Genomic DNA, 16,946 nt, shown 5'->3' on the forward strand with positions numbered 1-16,946 from the left:
GCTGTCAGGCCCGTGGTGAGGGGTGCTGGTCAGAGGTCGAAGTCGGCCTGGAGTGGGTAGTGGTCGGAGGCGTTGGCGGTCAGGTCGTCGCGGATCACCCGGAGGTGCTGTGCCCGGGCGGCCAGTGGTGGGCCGGCCAGGAGGTAGTCCAGGCGGACGGGGGCGAACTCGTGGCCCGCGCAGGCGGTGGGGACGGTGTGACCGTCGCCGACGCCGGCGGTGTGCCACAGGTCGGTGAAGCCCTCCTCACGGAAAGCCGCCAGGGCCCTCGTGTCGGGGCGGCCGTCGGAGGTCAGGTGCCGCTTGCGGTAGAGGCCGGGAAGGGTGGCCAGCGCCGTCGTGTGGTCGCCGGCCGGGTCCAGGCCGTTCATGTCGCCGGCGATGAGGGTCAGGCCGTTCGGGGTGGCGTAGCGGGCGGCAAGCCAGCGGGCCTCGCGCATCCGGCGGTAGGGGGAGAACGGGTTGAGATGGACGCTGACGACCGTCAACGGGCCGACCGGGGTGGGCACCACCACCACGGCCGCGGCGTGATGCAGCCGCCAGCTGATCCGGGCGCGCCGCACGATCCGCAGCGGCTCACGGACCAGGACGGCGACCGGCTGGGCGCGGACGGAGGGGGCCAGGTGGGCGGTCATGTCCAGGGCGGTGGCGAGTTCCCGGAGGCGGCGCCCGCCGTACCGGTGGAAGCCTTGCAGTTCCTGGAGGGTGACCACGTCGGGGCGCGCCTGATCGATCACCGTGATGATCGATGGCAGGCGGTCGCCGCCGCCGTTCTTGATGTTCCAGGTCAGCACCCTCATCCGACCGCCTCCAGACGGCGGCTGCGGGTGGCCCGGGCGGCCTCCTCGGCGGCCCCGGTGGCAGTCTCGGCGTGCGCGTTGGGACGGACCGTCCACCAGAGCACGGTGATCCAGGCGGCGGCGAGCAGCATGGCGCCGAGGAGGTCGGTGGGGTGGTGCATGCCGCGGTACATGCGGGAGAGCGCCACGCCGAGCGGCATGATCACCGCGAGGGCCGGGAAGGTCCAGCGCCACGGTTTGCGGACCCGGGCCATCACGATGATCGCGATGGCGGCCCAGAGGCACATGGTGGCGGCGATGTGGCCGGACGGGAAGGACGAGGTCGGCATCTGGCCGTCCAGTTGTTCGACGGGTGGGCGGGGGCGGTCGACGGCGGCGGCCGCGCAGAGGAAGAGGGTCAGCTCGCCGATCATGGCGAGGGCCAGGAAGAGCACCGGCCGCCACTGGCGCCAGAGGGCCAGCGCGATCGGGCAGAAGATCAGCGAGATGATCAGGATGGCGTGCGTGTCGCCGGCCTTGCTCCACATCCAGCTCAGGTGGTCCAGGGACGGGGTGCGGAAGCTCTGCAGCCACCTGGGGACGGCGTCGTCGAAGGCGGGGGTCCAGCGGGTGACGGTGTAACCGGTCAGGTAGAGCAGACCGAAGACGAAGACCCAGCCGACCAGGATCTCGGCGCCCTTGGCCCACGGGTGCGGCAGCACGGCGCCCTCGGCGGGGGCCGGGCGCAGGTCGGGGCCGGACTCCGGTTCCAGACCCTCGGTGATCGGCGGGGTGGGGTGGCCGGCCTCGCGGCGCCAGATCCGGAAGGCGTAGGCGGTCACGCTGATCCAGGCGAGCCCGAGCATCCAGCCGCCGAGCACGTCGGAGAGGAAGTGCACGCCGAGGGCGATCCGGGTGAAACCGACCGCTACGACAAGCACCGCGGCCAGGCCGATGAACCAGGGCCGCCACCGGCGGCGGACGGCGGGCAGGAGGACCAGCACGATCATGCCGTAGACGACCATCGAGTCGAGTGCGTGCCCGCTCGGGAAGCTGTTGCCGGGGGCCGAGGCGACCGGCACCTCGACGACCGGGCGCAGCCGCCCGATCAGCGCTTTCAGCGACGGGTCGAGGATCAGCGCCCCGGCGCCGGTGACCAGCAGGTAGATCGCCGGGCGGGGGCGGCGGCGGACCAGCAGCAGCGCGGCCGGCAGCACGACGAGCGGCACCAGCACACCGCGCCCGCCGAACGAGGAGACCTGTCGCAGGACCGCGACCGTGGCGTCCGAGCCGGAGGCCCACCGGTTCAGCCCGTCGGCGACGACCCGGTCCAGGTCCTGCAACGGCTGCCAGTGGAACCGTACGAGCAGGAGCAGGACACCGAAGGTCAGGCCGATCGTGGCCACCACGAGCAGGCCGAGCACGCTGCGCTCGGCGAAGTGACGTACCGGCGCCCAGCCGGCGCGTTCCACCACACGGTTGTCATCGGTCACGGCGTACTCCAAGAGATCGGAATGCGCCGTTCCTTACCCGGACGGCTCGGCCGTCACACCGGGCTTCCGCTGGGTGGGCACCGAAGGCGCCGGGGAGGCCTCGGGGAAGTCCGCGACCGGGTCCTCCGGCGCCGGTTCCCAGCGGTCGTCCAGGGCGGGGCGGTGCACGCCGACCCGGCGGGCCTCCAACTGGGCGGCGAAGGCGAGGCCGAGGAAGAGGGCGATGCCGGTCAGGTTCGCCCACAGCAGCAGCGCCATGATCGCGGTGAGCGGCCCGTACGTCGCCCCGAACCCGTCGCTGACCCGGATGTACCCGGCCAGCAGCAGGCTCGCCAGCCACCACAGCACGGTCGACACGACGGCGCCGAACAGCAGCCAGGACAGGGCCGGCTGGTTGCGGCGGACCGAATGCCGGAAGAGCAGGCCGACCGCGAAGACGATGAGCACCAGGCTGAGCGGCCAGCGGATCACGTCCCAGGCCACCCGGGGCCGTGCGGAAGCCCGAAATGTCGTTCCGCGGACTCGCCGGCCGCCCGCCCGGCCGCCAGCAGCAGGAAGCCGAAGAGCGCGGGCAGCCCGGCGACGAGTGCCAGGATCGCGGCCCGCAGGTACTTGCCCAGCGCCGGCCGGTCGCGTTCCACCCCGTAGATGCGGTTGGCGCCCCGCTCGATCTGGGCCATGGCGCTGGTCAGCGCGAACAGGCCGGTGATCATGCCGAGGGTCAGCGCCAGCTCACCGGCGTCCTCGGTCGGGTCGTCGTCCATCAGCAGCTCGGTGACCAGCGGCTCGCTGGCGCCCGGGGTAAGGGCTATGACGGTGTCCGCGACCACCTGGCCGCCGTCCTCGACGCCGAGGTCGGTGGCGAGCCCGGAGAGGGCGATCAGGAACGGCACGATGGCGAGGCAGAGCTGGAAGGCGAACGCCCGGGAGTGGCTGAACCCGTCGCCGTACCGGAACCGGACGAACGCGTCGTGCAGCAGCGGCCAGCGGCCGTAGTGCCGCAGGGCCAGGAACGCGTCGTCGGCCGACAGCTTGTCGCCCGGCATCATCCGGGTCTCGGGTACGGGTTCGGTACTGCTCAAGCCTTCTCCTCCGCCGCTTCCCGCACCGGTTCGGCACGGCGCGCGGCCGCACCGGCGTCGTACGCCAGGTCCGGGTCGGCGTCGGGCTGCGGCACACAGAGCAGCAGGGCCTTCGGCCGGATCTGGATCTTCATGACCTTGCCGGGTGCGATGTTGTCACCGTCGAGCTGACGGGCCCGTGCCCGGTTGCTGTAGATCTCCACCCGCTGTGCGGTATAGGTCTCCATGAGCGGCACCCGCTCGCGCCGGCTGAGCACCGCCCAGGCGAGCGCCGCCCAGTGGGCCAGGTTGGTGGGGCTGAGGATGGCCACGTTGAGCTTGCCGTCGTCCGGCTCGGCCTTGCTGAGCAGCCGCACCCCGCCCTGGAGCCGGCCCACGTTGCCGACGATCACCGCGGCCGGGCGGCGCGGCATGGGCGGGCCCCCGTCCAGCCGGATCCGGACCCGCATCGGCCGGTCCAGCAGGTGCTTGGCGGCGCCGCCGAGGTACGCCAGCCAGCCGATCCGCTTCTTCGCCTTCTCCGAGGTGTCCTCGAGCATCTGGGCGTCGAAGCCCATCCCGGCCATCACCACGAAGCACCGGTCGCCGATGGCGCCGACGTCGATGCGCCGCCGGCCGCCCTCGAGCGCCACCTCCAGCCCGGTGGCCGGGTCGTTGCCCAGCCCCAGGTTGGCGGCGAGCAGGTTGCCGGTGCCGGCGGGCAGCACGGCCAGGGCCACGCCGGTGCCGGCCAGCGCGGTGACCACCGCCGTGACGGTGCCGTCGCCGCCGCACGCGAAGACCAGCTCGGCACCGTCGGCGACGGCACGTCTCGCCTGGCCGCGGCCGGGGTCCTCGGCCGTCGTCTCGTACCAGGTGGGTTGCGGCCAGCCGGCCCGGCGCAGCCCCTCGTGGAGGGTGCGCCGAAGGTGATCGGGATCGGCCACCTTGGTGGGGTTCACCACGACCGCGGAGCGGGGTCCAGTCACGTCGCTCAGTGTGCCGGAGTCATGTCACGGCGGCGACTCGACGGTCACCCCGGGCCACGGACGGCCGCGGAAAGGCACACTGCACGGGTGACCGAACTGACCTACCCGCATGTCGGGTCCACCCGGACCGGGCGCCTGCCGTCCGGCTACCGGCATCTGCGCTACCGCACCCGGATCGGGACCGGCGAGGAGGTGCTGCGCCGGGCCGGTGAGGCGATCCTGAGCTTCCGCATGCACCGGGCCATCGGGACACGGATCACGGCGGACGTGGACCGGGCTGCCACCGGGGTGCCGCTGACCGTCGGGATCGGGCCGCTGCGGGCGCCCTGCGAGGTGGTCTGGACGGTCGAGGAGGACGATCGGATCGGGTTCGCCTACGGCACCCGGCCCGGGCATCCGGCGACCGGCGAGGAGGCGTTCCTGGCCGAACTGGACGAGCACGGCGAGGTGTGGTTCACGGTGACCGCGTTCTCCCGTCCGGCGGGCACGTTCATGCGGCTGGCCGGGCCGTTCGCGGTGGGATTCCAGCACGCCTACGCGCGGCTGTGCGGCTGGGCGGTGCGCCGCCTGGGTACCGTAGGGCGGTGAGCACGACCGAGGTCACCTGGTGGGGGCACAGCACGGTGTGGCTCGCCGACTCCGGCACGACCCTGCTGACCGATCCGGTGCTCACCGGCCGCCTCGCCCATCTGCGGCGGATGGCCGGCCCGTCGCCGCGACTGCCCGGTGCGCCGGACGCGGTCCTGCTCTCCCACCTGCACGCCGATCACTTCCACGTCGGATCGCTCCGCGCCGTACCGGGAAAGCCGCTCCTGATCGTGCCCCGCGGAGCCGCCGCCTTCACGGCGAGGGTGATGGGCGCGGAGGCCGGGAATCGGTGTGTCGAGCTGGCGCCCGGTGAGTCGGCCGTGGTCGGCGGCGTGCGGGTCCGGGCCGTTCCGGCGCGGCACGACGGCGGCCGCGGCCCGTGGTCGAAGGACCGGGCGATCGCGATCGGCTTCGTCGTGGAGGGCACCGCGCGGACGTGGTTCGCGGGCGACACCGGCCTGTTCGACGGGATGCACGAGCTGGGCCCGCTGGATCTGGCGCTGGTCCCGGTCGGCGGCTGGGGTCCCACCCTGGGCTCGCACGGGCATCTGGACGCGGCCGACGGCGCCGAGGCGCTGCGGCGGGTGAAGGCGTCGTGGGCGGTGCCGGTGCACTACGGCACGCTGTGGCCGATCGGGATGAGCCGGGTGCGGCGGCACATGTTCGACGGGCCGGGCGAGAGGTTCGCCGAGCACGCCGCCCGGGTGGCGCCGGAGAGCCGGGTCCGGGTGCTGGCCCACGGCGAGCGTTTCAGCCTGGAGCCGGCCGCGTGATCGACACGCTGGGAGCGCTCGGCTGGCTGTTCCTGGTGGTCGCGTTCGGGGCGATCGTGCCGGTGGTGCCGACCGGGGCGGCGGTCAGCAGCGCCGCGGCGTACGCGTTGCACGAGCACCCGTACGCCATCGGCCTGGTGGTCGCGGCCGGCGCGGCCGGCGCCTACACCGGCGACCTGGTGATGTACGCGATGTGCCGGTACGGCGGCGAGCAGCTGGCCCGCCGTCTGCACTGGCTCAACGACGAGGAGCGGCTCAACACGGTCCGGGCCCGGTTGCAGCGCAGGCAGGTCACGGTGCTGCTGGTGTCCCGGCTGGTCCCGGGCGGGCGGGTGCCGGTGCTGCTGGCGGCCGCCTTCGCCGGGGTGTCGTGGCGCACCTTCGTGATCGCCAACCTGCCCGCCTGTGTGCTGTGGTCGCTGGTCTACACCACGATCGGCCTGCTCGGGGCGTCGATCTTCCCCGAGCCGTGGCAGGGTGTGCTCGCCGCGATCGTGGTGATCCTGGTGGTGAACCAGTCGATCACCTGGATCTCGCGGTGGTGGGATCGGCGGGCGGCGCGCGCTAGTACTTCAAGTACGTCCTAGTCATCTTGCCGACCTTCTCGACCAGCGCCATCCCGCCGTTCATGGTCTTGTTGGTGTGCGACAGGACGGCGATCGACACGTCGGTCTCGTCCCCGGTGACCTGACCGACGGTGTTGATGATCCACAGGTTGCTCTCGGTGGAGCGCTGGAGCCAGCCGTTCTTGACGGTGGCGTCCTCGTCGGTCTTCGCCACCGCTGGCACGCCCCAGTCCTGGTCCGGGGAGACGGTGCTCATCAGCTTGTGCGCGTAGGTGCGGGACGCGTCGGACAGCTCGCTCTCGTCGTCGACCAGCTGGTCCAGCAGTTTCACCTGGTCCTTGACGGTGGTCCGGGTGAGGCCCCAGGAGCTGTTGACCTTGGTCTGGGTGAGGCCGAGCCGCTTGTTGCAGGCGGTCAGCCCGGTGTACCGCCCGATCCTGCCGAACAGCGAGGTGGTGGAGGCGTTGTCGCTGTACCGGATCATCTTGTCGGCCAGGGTCTTCTCGCTGCTGGTCAGCTTGCGGTTGTCGTCCTGGGCGGTGAGCAGCAGGCAGGCGAGCACCTGCACCTTCACCACGCTGGCGGTCTCGTACTTCTCGTCGCCGCGGTACGCGTACGTCTGCCCGGTCTTGCGGTCGAAGACGGCGACCGAGAACTCCGGTTTGCCGGAGGCGTACGTCTTGAGGGCCGCGTCGAGCGCCTTGACCCGCTTGGCCCGCTCGATGGCGGCCAGCTCCTCGGGGGTGGGGCCGGTCGGCGTGGGCGACGCCTTCGGGGCGTCCTGGAACGAGCCGGCGAGCGGGCCGGTCCCGCCGCCCTCGCCGTCGCCCAGCATGCCCTTCGCCACCAGGACGGATCCCCCCAGAATGCCGGCGGCGGCCACCATCAGTATCAGATTTCGGGTACGTCGCACCCATGCATACTGCCGTGCCGGTGCCCTCCGTGGCTCACCGGAATCCTGTGGATTCCCGACTTTCGACGCTCGGCTTCCATACCGGTACAGTCCGTCACGGTTTAGCGGGTGCGCCCGCGGCGCACAATGGAGGCATGGCCTCTCTCGTGTCCTCCGCTCTCCAGGCGACCGTGGCAGCCGCCGGCAAAGTGATCGAGACGGCGGCCACGGCCGCGACCATCCCGGTGCGGGCGATCGGGCTGATCGGCCAGACCGAGCTGCTGATCAACCGGATGACCCTGGCCGTCGCCCAGGCCGAGGACCTGATCAAGCGGGTGACCGCGGTGGCCGCCGCGGCCGAGCAGACGGTGGCCGAGGCGCGGGCCCTCACCACCGCGGCGACCCTGACCGTGGAGGAGGCGGCGGTGGTCGCGACCACCGCCGGTGACCTGATCCGGCGGGCGTCGGTGACCGCCGAGGCGGCGGGCGTGGTGGTCGGCGACGCGGCCACCGCCCTGGGCGAGGTCAGCGCGATCGCGACCCGGGCGAAGAGCGTCGCCGGCGAGGTCGAGGTGCTCGTCGGCGACTACTCCCCCACGCTGCGTGACGCCGCCCCGCTGGCCGCGCATTTCGTCGCCGAGCTGACGCCGGACGAGGTGACCGCCGCGATCCGGATGATCGACGAGTTCCCGGCCCTCCAGCGGCACCTGGTCCACGACGTGATGCCGCTGCTCAGCAAGCTCGACCAGGTCGGGCCGGACCTGCACAAGCTGCTCGAGGTGACCGAGGACCTGCACCTCGCCATCGCCGGGCTGCCCGGCCTCAAGATGCTGCGCCGCCGTGGCGAGGAGCGGACCCACGAGGCCTAGGGACCGGTCTACACCGCCAGGATCATGCCTTTCAGCTCGTAGGAGGCGATGTCCGGGCGGATCGTCACGGTCGGCTCCTGGATCATCCGCAGGCCCGGCATGGCGAAGAGCTTGCTGAGGAAGATGTCGGTCTCCTGGATGGCGATGAAGGCGCCGGGACATTTGTGGGCGCCGTCGCCGAAGGAGAGACCGGCCCCGATCGGCCGTCCCGGGCACACCGCGCCCGGCTGTTCGCCGGCCTCGGCGGCGTCCAGGTTCGCCGCGGCCACGCCGACGTCGACGCGCGCCCCGGACGGGATGGTGACGCCGCCGACCTCGACGTCGGCCGTGGTCCACCGCAGCAGGTCGGCGACCACCGGTTCGAGCCGGAGGATCTCGTGCAGGATCGCGGCCCGCTCGTCCTGGTCGCCGGCGGTGTAGCGCCCGCGCAGCGTCTCGTCGGTGAGCAGGTGCCAGGCCGCGACGGTGATGAACTCGCGGGTGGTGACCATGCCGGCGGCCGCGAACGTGACGCACTCGCCGAGGATCTCGGCGGTGTTGCAGCCCTCGTCGATCAGGTGCGAGATGAGGTCGTCGCGGCGGGACTTCCGGCGGGCGGCGACGGCCGGGCGGACGTCGCGCCAGAGGAACGACATCAGGACGAAGTTGTTGAAGGCCTTCTGCCGGACGGCGGACAGCCCGCGCGCGTCCGGGTCGGGGATGGCGAAGAACCGGTCGAGCCGCTGGGGCATCCCGGGCGGGCTCTCGGTGAGGCCGACGACCTCGGCGGCGACGGCGACGGCGAGCTGGAAGGAGAGCGCCGACAGGTCGGCGGCGCCGCGCCGCCGCAGCACCTCGCACTGCTGGTCGGCGAGGCGGTGCATCAGATCCCGGTACGCCGTCTCGACCCGTTTCGGGGTGAAGTACCGGGCGGTCTGCCGGCGCTGTTCCCGGTGTTCCGGCCCGTCCCGGTAGAGCATCGGGAGCCGCATCCGGTCGGCGTGCCGCAGCGCGTTCTCGATGCCGAGCCCCGCCTGCCGGGTGTCGGTGTGCCGCAGGAAGGCCCGGGCCGTGGGGTAGTCCTGGATGTGCCAGACGCCGTCGGCGCCGGCCCGTACCGGACAACCCGGCTCCCGGTCGCCCCGGTCCACCTTGCGGCTCTTGTCGACTGTGGTCATTCATGGATTGTGATACATGACACCCGCCCCCGATCAAGTGATCGGAGGCGGGTGCCCGTTCCGGCCCGGCTCTGTTCGGAGAGCGAACGGTCGCTTCACGCCGGGCCGTGGGATCAGAAGACCGAGACCCCGTACACGCTGAGGGCCTCGACCACCGGCTGGAAGTAGGTGACGCCACCGCTGGTGCAGTTTCCGCTACCGCCCGAGGTCAGGCCGTGCGCGGTGGTGCCGGAGTAGAGCGAGCCGCCGCTGTCGCCGGGCTCGGCGCAGACCGTGGTGCGGATCAGGCCGGAGACCGAGCCCTCGGCGTAGTTCACCGTGCTGTTGAGCGCGGTGACCCGGCCGGAGCGGGTGCCGGTGGTGGAGCCACGGCGGTAGACGGTGGCGCCGACGGCCGGGGTGGCGGCCGAGGTGATGTCGACCGAGGTGCCGACGCCGCCGGTCTTGGTGATGGTCGTGTTGGTGTAGCGGACGATGCCGTAGTCGTTGCCGGGGAAGCTGGTGCCGGCCCGGGTCCCCAGCGTGGCGGAACCGTTGGTCCAGGTGGCGCCGGCGTTGGTGCAGTGCCCGGCGGTCAGGAAGTAGTTCGTGCCGGCGCTGTTGCGCACGTTGAAGCCGAGGGAGCAGCGTGATCCGCCGGTGTAGATGGCGTCGCCGCCGGAGATCTTGATGCTCGTCTTGCCCGGGACCGACTCGATGCGGGCCGCGTCGCCGAGCTTGGCGACGGTGGCCTGGACGGCGGCCAGCTTGGCGCCGGTGATCGTCTCGTCGATGCTGACGACGACCTGGTTGCTGACCGGGTCGACGGCGAACGCCGTACCGGGGGTCTTGAGGTTGACCTTCAGGCTCTCGTCGGCGGCCGCCAGGGTGGCGCCGCTGCGGGCCACGTAGCGGGCGGTCGCGCCGGCCGCGGTCACCTCGGCGGCGGTCGCCGCGTCGGTCACGTTGACCACGATCTTGCCGGAGGCGTCGATGTATGAGCCGGCGTCGCGGGAGCCCAGGCGGGCGTCGAGGCCGGAGGCGAGGGCGGAGGGGGCGAAGGACGGGTCACCGGCGACCGGGGCGGCGGTCGCGGGCGAGGCCGCGAGTCCACTGGCCACGAGGATGCCCGCGGCCAGGCCGACGATCGGCCGGCGCAGCTTGGGGTTGAGCACGGTTCCTCCCTGGGGGAACGGGGGTGGCACACCGGTCCGGCGTGCCCGTGCTCGCAAGTATTTAAATTGATCTATCTAATTGCAAGAACTGTGAACGATCACCGATTGCCGGTCAACGGCACCCTGACCAGGTAAAACGATGACGTCATACCGTTGGCCTATAACCCTTTCGGGATGAACGTCGCTGACCGGCACGGCACCTACATCGACACACGGCGTCACCCGTGGTCGACGACGGTGATCCCGGCGTCGTCGGAGAGGCGGTAGCCCAGGCCGTACACCGTGGTGATCAGCTCCGGGTCGTCGAGCTTGGTGCGCAGCCGGCTGACGTGCACGTCGACCGTGCGGTTGGTGGTGTGCCGGTGGCCCCAGACGTGGGTCAGCAACTGGGCGCGGCTGAACACCTGACGGGGGTGCCGGGCCAGGAAGAGCAGCAGGTCGTACTCCAGGCGGCTGAGCTCGAGCGGACGGCCACCACGGAACGCGGTACGGGCGAGGGGGTCGAGCCGGAGCCCGCCGGCGGGCACGGCGACCGGCTCGTCCACCTCCACCGCGGAGGCCGCGTGCACCAGCTCACGCAGCGCGGCGAGCACCCGCTCCCGGCCACCGGCCCCGCCCGCGATGCTGATCGTCACGGTCACCGGCTCGTCGGCGCCGGCCACCGGCGGCGGGTCGGGCACCGGGCGGAGCAGGACCGGGCGGGAGTACGTGGTGTGCGGATGTGCGACGGCGAGAGCTGACATGACTGTCTCCTTCTCCGGGGGAGCACCTCGCGATTGCGGGTGGCGCTCCGCAAGGATACATTTCCTATCTGTTAGATAGGCATCCGGGCAAGCAGTGTCGGGCGTCATATTCGCCATGGTGAAATTCTCCTACTAAATCTCTAGGATATGTGGGAGCCTCGTGCAGGCCAGATTCGAGAGAGGTGCACCGACATGACGGGAATCGTGGTGATCTCCGGCAACCCCCGGGCCGGGTCCCGGACGTCCACATTGGCCATCGCGGTCGGCCAGGCGATCGCCGGGCAGCTCGGGTCACCCGAGCCGCACGTGATCGAGGTCGGCTCGCTCGGCGCCGGCCTGCTCACCCCGGGCGACGAGGCGACGAAAGCCGCGCTCGCGGCGATCACCGATGCGAACCTCCTGGTCGTCGCGACACCCACCTACAAGGGCAGCTACACCGGAGTGCTCAAGGTGCTGCTCGACCAACTGCCGGCGCAGGCACTGGCCGGAAAACTGAGCGTCCCGGTGGTGACCGCCGGCGTCGCGCCGCAGGCCGCCGCGGCCGAGGCGATCCTGCGACAGCTGCTGGTCGAGCTCGGCGCCATCGTGGTCCGGCCGGGCCTGCCGGTGCTGGAGGCCGACCTGGCCGAGTCCACCGAGATCGCTCAGAAGTACGCGGCCGCGCTGGACTGGTGACCGATCAGGACCGGTGGGCGAGCAGCGCCAGGCGCACCCGGTTCGGGCTCCCGGTCTTGGTCATCAGCGCGGTGATGTGGGTCTTCACCGTGGTCACCCCGATGTGCATGCGCTCGGCGATCTCGGTGTTGCTCAGACCCTCGCCGACCAGCCCGAGCACCTCCTCCTCACGGGCGGTCAACCCGGCCACCCGGGGGCGGGGCGCCGCCGGGCGGGCGTCGACCGCGCGCCGCACCAGCCGCCGCAGCACCTCCCCGCTGAACGGGCTCTCCCCGGCGGCCACCTGCCGGATCCCGTTCAGCAGCTCGTCCGGTGGGGCGTCCTTGAGCAGGAAACCGCAGGCCCCGGCCTGGAGTGCCGGGTAGAGGTGGTCGTCGTCGCCGAAGGTGGTCAGCACCAGGACGCGGGACGCCGGCCGGGCGCCGATGATCCGGCTGGTGGCGGTGATCCCGTCGACGCCGGGCATGCGCAGGTCCATGACGATCACGTCGGGCAGCAGGCGGGCGGCCAGTTCGACCGCCTGCCGGCCGTCCCCCGCCTCGCCGACCACCTCCATGCCGTCCGCCGCGTCGCACAGCATCCGCAGCCCGGCACGGACCAGCTGCTGATCGTCCACAAGCAACACCCGGATCAAGACGCCTCCCCGGGCAGCACCGTACCCACCCGCCAGCCACGCCCGGACGGCCCGGCCGTCAGCACACCGCCGAGCACCTCGACCCGCTCCCGCATCCCGGTCAGCCCGTGCCCACCGCCGGGCGGCGTTTCCGTCCGCGCGACCCGGGCGCCACCGTCGTCGGCGACCTCCCAGTCCACATCGGCGCCGGACACCGACACCCGCAGCCGGGCGGTGGCCGACGGGCCGGCGTGCTTGGCGACGTTGGTGAGCGCCTCCTGGGTGAGCCGGAGCACGGCGAGACCGCGGACCGCGTCCAGGCCGCCCACCGCCGGGTCGATCTCCGCCTCCACGATCACCCCCGCCCGGCGGGCCGTCTCCACGGCGCCGTCCAGTGCGGCGGGCAGGGCGGACGGCTCGATCGCGGTCAGGGCGGCGTCTCCCCGTACGCCATCGGGGTCTCGCAGCACCGCGACCAGCCGCCGCAGATCCGCCAAGGCCGCCGTCCCGGTCCGATGGACGTCGTCGAAGACGGCGGCCGTCTCCGGGCCGATCCCGGGCAGCACGTGGCGCGCCACCCCGACCCGCAGCACCATCGACGCGACGTGATGGGCCACCACGTCGTGCAACTCCCGGGCGATGGCGCTGCGCTCGTCGGCACGGGCCGCCCGCTGCTCCGACTCGGCCCGGCGCATCGCCTGCACGGCCAGCTGCTGGTTGGTCCGCCCGACCGTGCCGAGCAGGATCGGCAGGCCCAGGTTGGTGCCCAGCCCGACGATCGCCTCGGTCACCGAGACGCCCGACCCGGGCAGCCCGAAGATCAGGTAGACGGCGGCGACCGACCCCGCGCCCACCCACACGTAGGCGAACCGCGGCGCCCAGAAGGCCAGCTCGCCGAGCGCCCACCCGGTGCCGACCTGGTTGATCGTCGAGTCGTCGAGAACGCTCAGCGCCACCGCGAACAGCACGGTCTGCACCGCCAGGTTGACCGGCTGCCGGTTGTGCAGCAGCAGGCCGAGCGCGAACGCGAGGACCGCGAGCACCCACTGTGGACCGGTCGGCGGAGTCTCCGTCCGGCAGGACACCAGCAGGTAGGACAGGCCGCTGATCTCCAGCAGGATCATCCGCGGCAGTGTGTCGCGAACGTTGAACAACCGACCCGCCCAGCCCATGCCGGTCAGCCTAGGCGCTGCGGCCACTGGGGGCGCACCGCCAGGTAGGCGGCCAGCCCGAGCGGCCCGAGCATGATGGTGAGCAGCAGGATCGGCGCCATCACCAGCGCCGGCACGCCACGCTCCCGGCTGTCCAGGTAGGACCACCGGCCGACGAACAGGTCGAAGGCGATCATGTGGGCCCAGCCGGCGGCCGCGCCGTCCGCGGAACCGAGCAGTTCACGCACCCCGCTCAGGGTCGGGTCGCTGACCCCGGCCCACACCTCGCCGAAGTTCGCCACGACCAGCACCGCGTAGATCGCCACGATCGGCAGGACGATCAGCGGGCTCCGCACGATCCGCTGCGTCCACGACCAGCGCGGCAGCAGGACCATCAGCGCCCAGAACGGCGCGGCCAGCAGGAACGTCAGGTCGAACAGCAACTCGGTCACGTCGTCCTCCGGACCACGGTGATGCTCGCGACGGTGGTCACCGCCGCCAGGGCGGCCAGCGCGGCCAGGGTGAGACCATCCGGTTGCAGCAGCGGTTGCGCCCGCAGCGCCTGCCAGGTCAACAACAGCACGAGTACGGCGTACGCGCACCCGATGATCAGCATGAGACGGGCCCGCGCGCGCGGCACCCAGCCGGTCCACCGCCCCATCGCGTAGGCCAGCAGCGGCAGCGCCTGGAGGGCGTGCAGCCCGACGAAGTGGCTGATCCGCAGGTCGCCGCCGACGGTGCTCCAGCCGGTGATCGGCATGCCCGGCCCGCCGTCCTCGACACCGACCGAGTGCGCCCCGATCGCTCCTCCGTCGGTCACCTGCGAGGTCATCAGGAAGCCGAGCGCCATGCCGAGCAGTGAGACGGCCAGGCCCAGCCGGATCGCGTAGGCGGCCACCCGGTCCGGGATCCGCTGCCGCAACGTCACCACCCCGATCACCACCTGGGCGAGGAACAGCACCATGATCGAGGTGCCCATCGCCGACCAGAGGATCGCATCGAACGGCGTTGCCACGTTGTAGTGGCTGGTCGTGCCGCGGGCCACCTGGGTCACGATGATCGCGAGTTCCACCACCGCGACGCCGACGACGACGATCCCCGACCATTCGGCGGCGCGGCTGCGGCGGGGCAGGATCGCCAGCATCCAGGCCAGCGTCCAGGCGTAGAGGACGAACGAGACGGCGAACTTGAACGGCTTCAGCCAGATCGGCACACCGGTGAGGATCCGGTCGTCGGCGACGATCCCGACGGCCGAGACGAGAGCCAGCACCGCGGCGGCCGCGGTGAGCCAGAGCAGCGGCCGGTTCCAGCGGACCGGTCTGCGCAACAGCGAATCGACGGTGGTCATGTCCTCAGGCTCGTCCCGGGAACGGCCCGGATCGCCCGACCCGCGGCCGCTGTGCTGTCCGCTGGTCGGAGCCCTTCTCCTACCGGGGTAGGAGGCGGTAATACTGGCGCGGTGGATCACAGCCCTGGCCTGACCGACTTCCCCGCGGACGAGAGCGGACGGCGCAGCAGCATCGCGTTCGGCCGGTCCGTCGTCGCCGACGCCCTGCGCCATGTCGACCCGGCGGCCGCCGCGGCCGCCGAGCGGGAGAGCGACTGGCGGCGCGGCTACCTGCGGCACTTCCGGGCTCTCGTGGAGACCGGTCTGGCCGCCGACGGGTCGGTCGGCTACGAGATCGCCGAAGCCGGTCTGGCGTCGGTGCAGGCCCGCGTGCGGTACCGCCGCGACGACGGCGACTTCACCCTGGCCCAGGCACTGCTGGCGACGCCGGACCGGCCCCTGGACACGGTCGAGGTGAAGGGCACCGGCGAGCCGGAGCGGGAGGTGGTCCTGCCGTACCGGGGTGAGCTGCTGCGCGGCGACGGCCTGCTACGGCGGCTGGACGCGTGGGTGGCCGCCGGCGTCATCGAGGAGTCGTGCGCCGAGGCGGTCCGCGAGGTGGCCGGCTCCCCGGACTGGCTGGACCTCAGCGACCAGACCCTGGTCGCGCTCGGCGCCGGCACCGAGATGGGCCCGGTCTCCTCGGTGCTCGGCTGGGGCGGCACCGTCGTCGCCGTCGACCTGCCCCGCCCGCACCTGTGGGAGCGGGTCGAGGGGGTCGCCGCGCAGAGCGCCGGGCGGCTGCTCGCCCCGGCGTCCGGCCCCACCCCCGGGGCGGACCTGCTCCGGGACCTGGCCGCGGTGGCGCAGTGGCTGCTCGGCATCGACGGGCGGCTCGTCCTCGGCAACTACGTGTACGCGCCGGGCTCGGCGTACCCGCTGCTGGCGGCCGCCGTCGACGCGCTCGGCACCCACCTGCGGCAGCACCGGCCGGACACCGCGCTCGCCTTCCTGGCCACCCCGACCGACGTCTACGCGGTCCCGGCCGGAGCCGTCACCCAGGCCCGCGAGCGGTACGCCGCCCGGTCCCGCCGCGCCCGGGTGACCGCGGCCCTCTCCGGTGGCCGTCTGCTGCGCCCCAACTACCCGTGCGACGTGGCCCCCGGCCTCAACGACAGCCTGGTCCCGCAGCAGGGGCCGAACTACGCGCTGGCCAAGCGCATCCACCGCTGGCGGGCCACGGTGACCCGGCGGGACGGGGTGGTGAGCTTCGCGGTGGCGCCGCCCACCCGTACCCGGTCGGTGCTCCAGAACCGCCTGCTGGCCGCCGCGTACGCCGGAGCGCATCTCTTCGACGTGGAGACGTTCGAACCGGCCACCGCGAGCCGGCTCATGGCGCTGCTGCTGGTGCACCAGCTCCGCAAACCCCGGGCGGCGTCCCCGGCGGCCTGGCAGGACGAGGCGGCCGGCGCGGCCCACGGTGGACTGTGGCGGGCCGCCTACCATCCGCGGACCGCCCTGCCGCTGGCCGCGGTCCGTGGCCTGGTGCTGCCCCGATGATCGCCGGTCTGCTGCTGGCGGCCGGCGCCGGCCGCCGGTACGGCATGCCCAAGGCCCTGATCCGGCACGGCGACCGGCTGCTCGTGCAGCACGCCGCCGGGGTGCTGCGGGCGGCCGGCTGCGACCGGGTCGTGGTGGTGCTCGGCGCGGCCGCCGACGAGGTCCGGGCGGCCGCCCCGGATCTGCCTTCGACGGTGGTCAACCCGGATTGGGAGTCCGGGATGGGCTCCTCGCTGCGGACCGGGCTCGGGGTTCTGGCGGAAACCGAGGCGACGGCCGCCGTGGTGCTGCTCGTGGACATGCCCGGGGTCAGCGCCGAGGCGGTCCGGCGGGTGCTGGCGCACGCGTCGCCGTCCGCCCTCGCGCAGGGTGGCTACGGTGACCGCCGCGGGCATCCGGTGCTGCTCGGGCGCGACCACTGGGCCGGGGTGTCGGCGAGCGCGGTCGGGGACCGGGGCGCCCGGGACTATCTGCGGGCCCACGACGTGCTGGTGGTGCCGGTCGGGGACGTCGCGGACGACACCGACATCGACGTTAAGTGACCGCACTGTTGCCC

The 16,946-nt window shown here is 72.6% G+C and carries 18 protein-coding genes and 1 pseudogene; 7 read left to right on the top strand and 12 right to left on the bottom strand.

Features of this window, described 5'->3' with window-relative positions; translation table 11 throughout:
• Nucleotides 1–29: 29 nt before the first annotated feature.
• The 4 genes and pseudogenes from BJ964_RS02045 to BJ964_RS02060 form a co-directional block, all read right to left on the bottom strand.
• Nucleotides 30–800 (bottom strand): endonuclease/exonuclease/phosphatase family protein, encoded by a 771-nt coding sequence (locus tag BJ964_RS02045; RefSeq protein WP_188119068.1) that lies wholly within the window; start codon nucleotides 798–800, stop codon nucleotides 30–32.
• Entirely contained in the window at nucleotides 797–2,272 is a 1,476-nt protein-coding gene (locus tag BJ964_RS02050; protein ID WP_188119069.1) for a phosphatase PAP2 family protein, read from the bottom strand. The genes BJ964_RS02045 and BJ964_RS02050 overlap by 4 nt, the downstream gene beginning before the upstream one ends.
• Nucleotides 2,273–2,305: 33 nt before the next feature.
• Nucleotides 2,306–3,354 (bottom strand): annotated as a pseudogene (locus tag BJ964_RS49480) (YihY/virulence factor BrkB family protein).
• Nucleotides 3,351–4,322, bottom strand: coding sequence for a diacylglycerol/lipid kinase family protein (locus tag BJ964_RS02060; RefSeq protein WP_188119070.1), 972 nt, complete (start codon nucleotides 4,320–4,322; stop codon nucleotides 3,351–3,353). The pseudogene BJ964_RS49480 and the gene BJ964_RS02060 overlap by 4 nt, the downstream one beginning before the upstream one ends.
• 87 nt (nucleotides 4,323–4,409) lie before the next feature.
• On the opposite strand from BJ964_RS02060, the gene BJ964_RS02065 reads away from it, so the two are divergent.
• Genes BJ964_RS02065 through BJ964_RS02075 form a run of 3 tightly spaced genes read left to right on the top strand, consistent with a single transcriptional unit; the run spans nucleotide 4,410 to nucleotide 6,270 of the window.
• Entirely contained in the window at nucleotides 4,410–4,910 is a 501-nt protein-coding gene (locus tag BJ964_RS02065; protein WP_229806697.1) for a DUF1990 family protein, read from the top strand.
• On the top strand, nucleotides 4,907–5,683 hold the full coding sequence (locus BJ964_RS02070) for an MBL fold metallo-hydrolase (protein ID WP_188119072.1): 777 nt from the start codon (nucleotides 4,907–4,909) through the stop codon (nucleotides 5,681–5,683). The genes BJ964_RS02065 and BJ964_RS02070 overlap by 4 nt, the downstream gene beginning before the upstream one ends.
• Complete coding sequence (locus tag BJ964_RS02075) at nucleotides 5,680–6,270, top strand: DedA family protein (RefSeq protein ID WP_188119073.1); 591 nt, start codon at nucleotides 5,680–5,682, stop codon at nucleotides 6,268–6,270. Before BJ964_RS02070 ends, BJ964_RS02075 begins: the two co-directional genes overlap by 4 nt.
• Here BJ964_RS02075 and BJ964_RS02080 read toward each other — a convergent pair.
• On the bottom strand, nucleotides 6,248–7,162 hold the full coding sequence (locus BJ964_RS02080) for a serine hydrolase (protein WP_229806696.1): 915 nt from the start codon (nucleotides 7,160–7,162) through the stop codon (nucleotides 6,248–6,250). The two genes, BJ964_RS02075 and BJ964_RS02080, sit on opposite strands and share 23 nt — an antisense overlap.
• 134 nt (nucleotides 7,163–7,296) lie before the next feature.
• Between BJ964_RS02080 and BJ964_RS02085 the strand changes: the two genes are divergently transcribed.
• Nucleotides 7,297–8,010, top strand: coding sequence for a hypothetical protein (locus tag BJ964_RS02085; RefSeq protein WP_188119074.1), 714 nt, complete (start codon nucleotides 7,297–7,299; stop codon nucleotides 8,008–8,010).
• 8 nt (nucleotides 8,011–8,018) lie between these two features.
• On the opposite strand, the gene BJ964_RS02090 is transcribed toward BJ964_RS02085, so the two are convergent.
• From BJ964_RS02090 to BJ964_RS02100, 3 genes are all read right to left on the bottom strand, one after another.
• The gene (locus tag BJ964_RS02090; protein WP_188119075.1) at nucleotides 8,019–9,167 is read right to left on the bottom strand and encodes a cytochrome P450; all 1,149 of its coding nucleotides are present in this window, start codon (nucleotides 9,165–9,167) and stop codon (nucleotides 8,019–8,021) included.
• A 113-nt stretch (nucleotides 9,168–9,280) separates the two neighbouring features.
• Nucleotides 9,281–10,321 (bottom strand): S1 family peptidase, encoded by a 1,041-nt coding sequence (locus BJ964_RS02095; protein WP_188119076.1) that lies wholly within the window; start codon nucleotides 10,319–10,321, stop codon nucleotides 9,281–9,283.
• Between the two features lie 218 nt (nucleotides 10,322–10,539).
• On the bottom strand, nucleotides 10,540–11,064 hold the full coding sequence (locus BJ964_RS02100; RefSeq protein ID WP_188119077.1) for a winged helix-turn-helix domain-containing protein: 525 nt from the start codon (nucleotides 11,062–11,064) through the stop codon (nucleotides 10,540–10,542).
• 192 nt (nucleotides 11,065–11,256) lie between these two features.
• Between BJ964_RS02100 and BJ964_RS02105 the strand changes: the two genes are divergently transcribed.
• Complete coding sequence (locus BJ964_RS02105) at nucleotides 11,257–11,739, top strand: NADPH-dependent FMN reductase (protein WP_188119078.1); 483 nt, start codon at nucleotides 11,257–11,259, stop codon at nucleotides 11,737–11,739.
• Between the two features lie 4 nt (nucleotides 11,740–11,743).
• Here BJ964_RS02105 and BJ964_RS02110 read toward each other — a convergent pair whose 3' ends face one another.
• From BJ964_RS02110 to BJ964_RS02125, 4 genes are read right to left on the bottom strand one after another with little or no spacing between them, the layout of a single operon-like run.
• A complete protein-coding gene (locus tag BJ964_RS02110) occupies nucleotides 11,744–12,373 on the bottom strand; it encodes a response regulator transcription factor (protein WP_188119079.1) in 630 nt (209 codons plus the stop codon).
• Nucleotides 12,370–13,524, bottom strand: a complete 1,155-nt coding sequence (locus BJ964_RS02115; RefSeq protein ID WP_188119080.1) for a sensor histidine kinase — start codon at nucleotides 13,522–13,524, stop codon at nucleotides 12,370–12,372. Before BJ964_RS02115 ends, BJ964_RS02110 begins: the two co-directional genes overlap by 4 nt.
• A 5-nt stretch (nucleotides 13,525–13,529) precedes the next feature.
• Nucleotides 13,530–13,955 (bottom strand): ABA4-like family protein, encoded by a 426-nt coding sequence (locus BJ964_RS02120; protein ID WP_188119081.1) that lies wholly within the window; start codon nucleotides 13,953–13,955, stop codon nucleotides 13,530–13,532.
• A complete protein-coding gene (locus BJ964_RS02125; RefSeq protein ID WP_188119082.1) occupies nucleotides 13,952–14,851 on the bottom strand; it encodes a hypothetical protein in 900 nt (299 codons plus the stop codon). The genes BJ964_RS02120 and BJ964_RS02125 overlap by 4 nt, the downstream gene beginning before the upstream one ends.
• Nucleotides 14,852–14,962: 111 nt before the next feature.
• Between BJ964_RS02125 and BJ964_RS02130 the strand changes: the two genes are divergently transcribed.
• A complete protein-coding gene (locus BJ964_RS02130; protein WP_229806695.1) occupies nucleotides 14,963–16,390 on the top strand; it encodes a hypothetical protein in 1,428 nt (475 codons plus the stop codon).
• On the top strand, nucleotides 16,387–16,932 hold the full coding sequence (locus tag BJ964_RS02135) for a nucleotidyltransferase family protein (RefSeq protein WP_188119083.1): 546 nt from the start codon (nucleotides 16,387–16,389) through the stop codon (nucleotides 16,930–16,932). The genes BJ964_RS02130 and BJ964_RS02135 overlap by 4 nt, the downstream gene beginning before the upstream one ends.
• Nucleotides 16,933–16,946 lie beyond the last annotated feature (14 nt).

Origin of the sequence: Actinoplanes lobatus (assembly GCF_014205215.1) — a bacterium.
In the GTDB taxonomy this organism is placed as follows: domain Bacteria; phylum Actinomycetota; class Actinomycetes; order Mycobacteriales; family Micromonosporaceae; genus Actinoplanes; species Actinoplanes lobatus.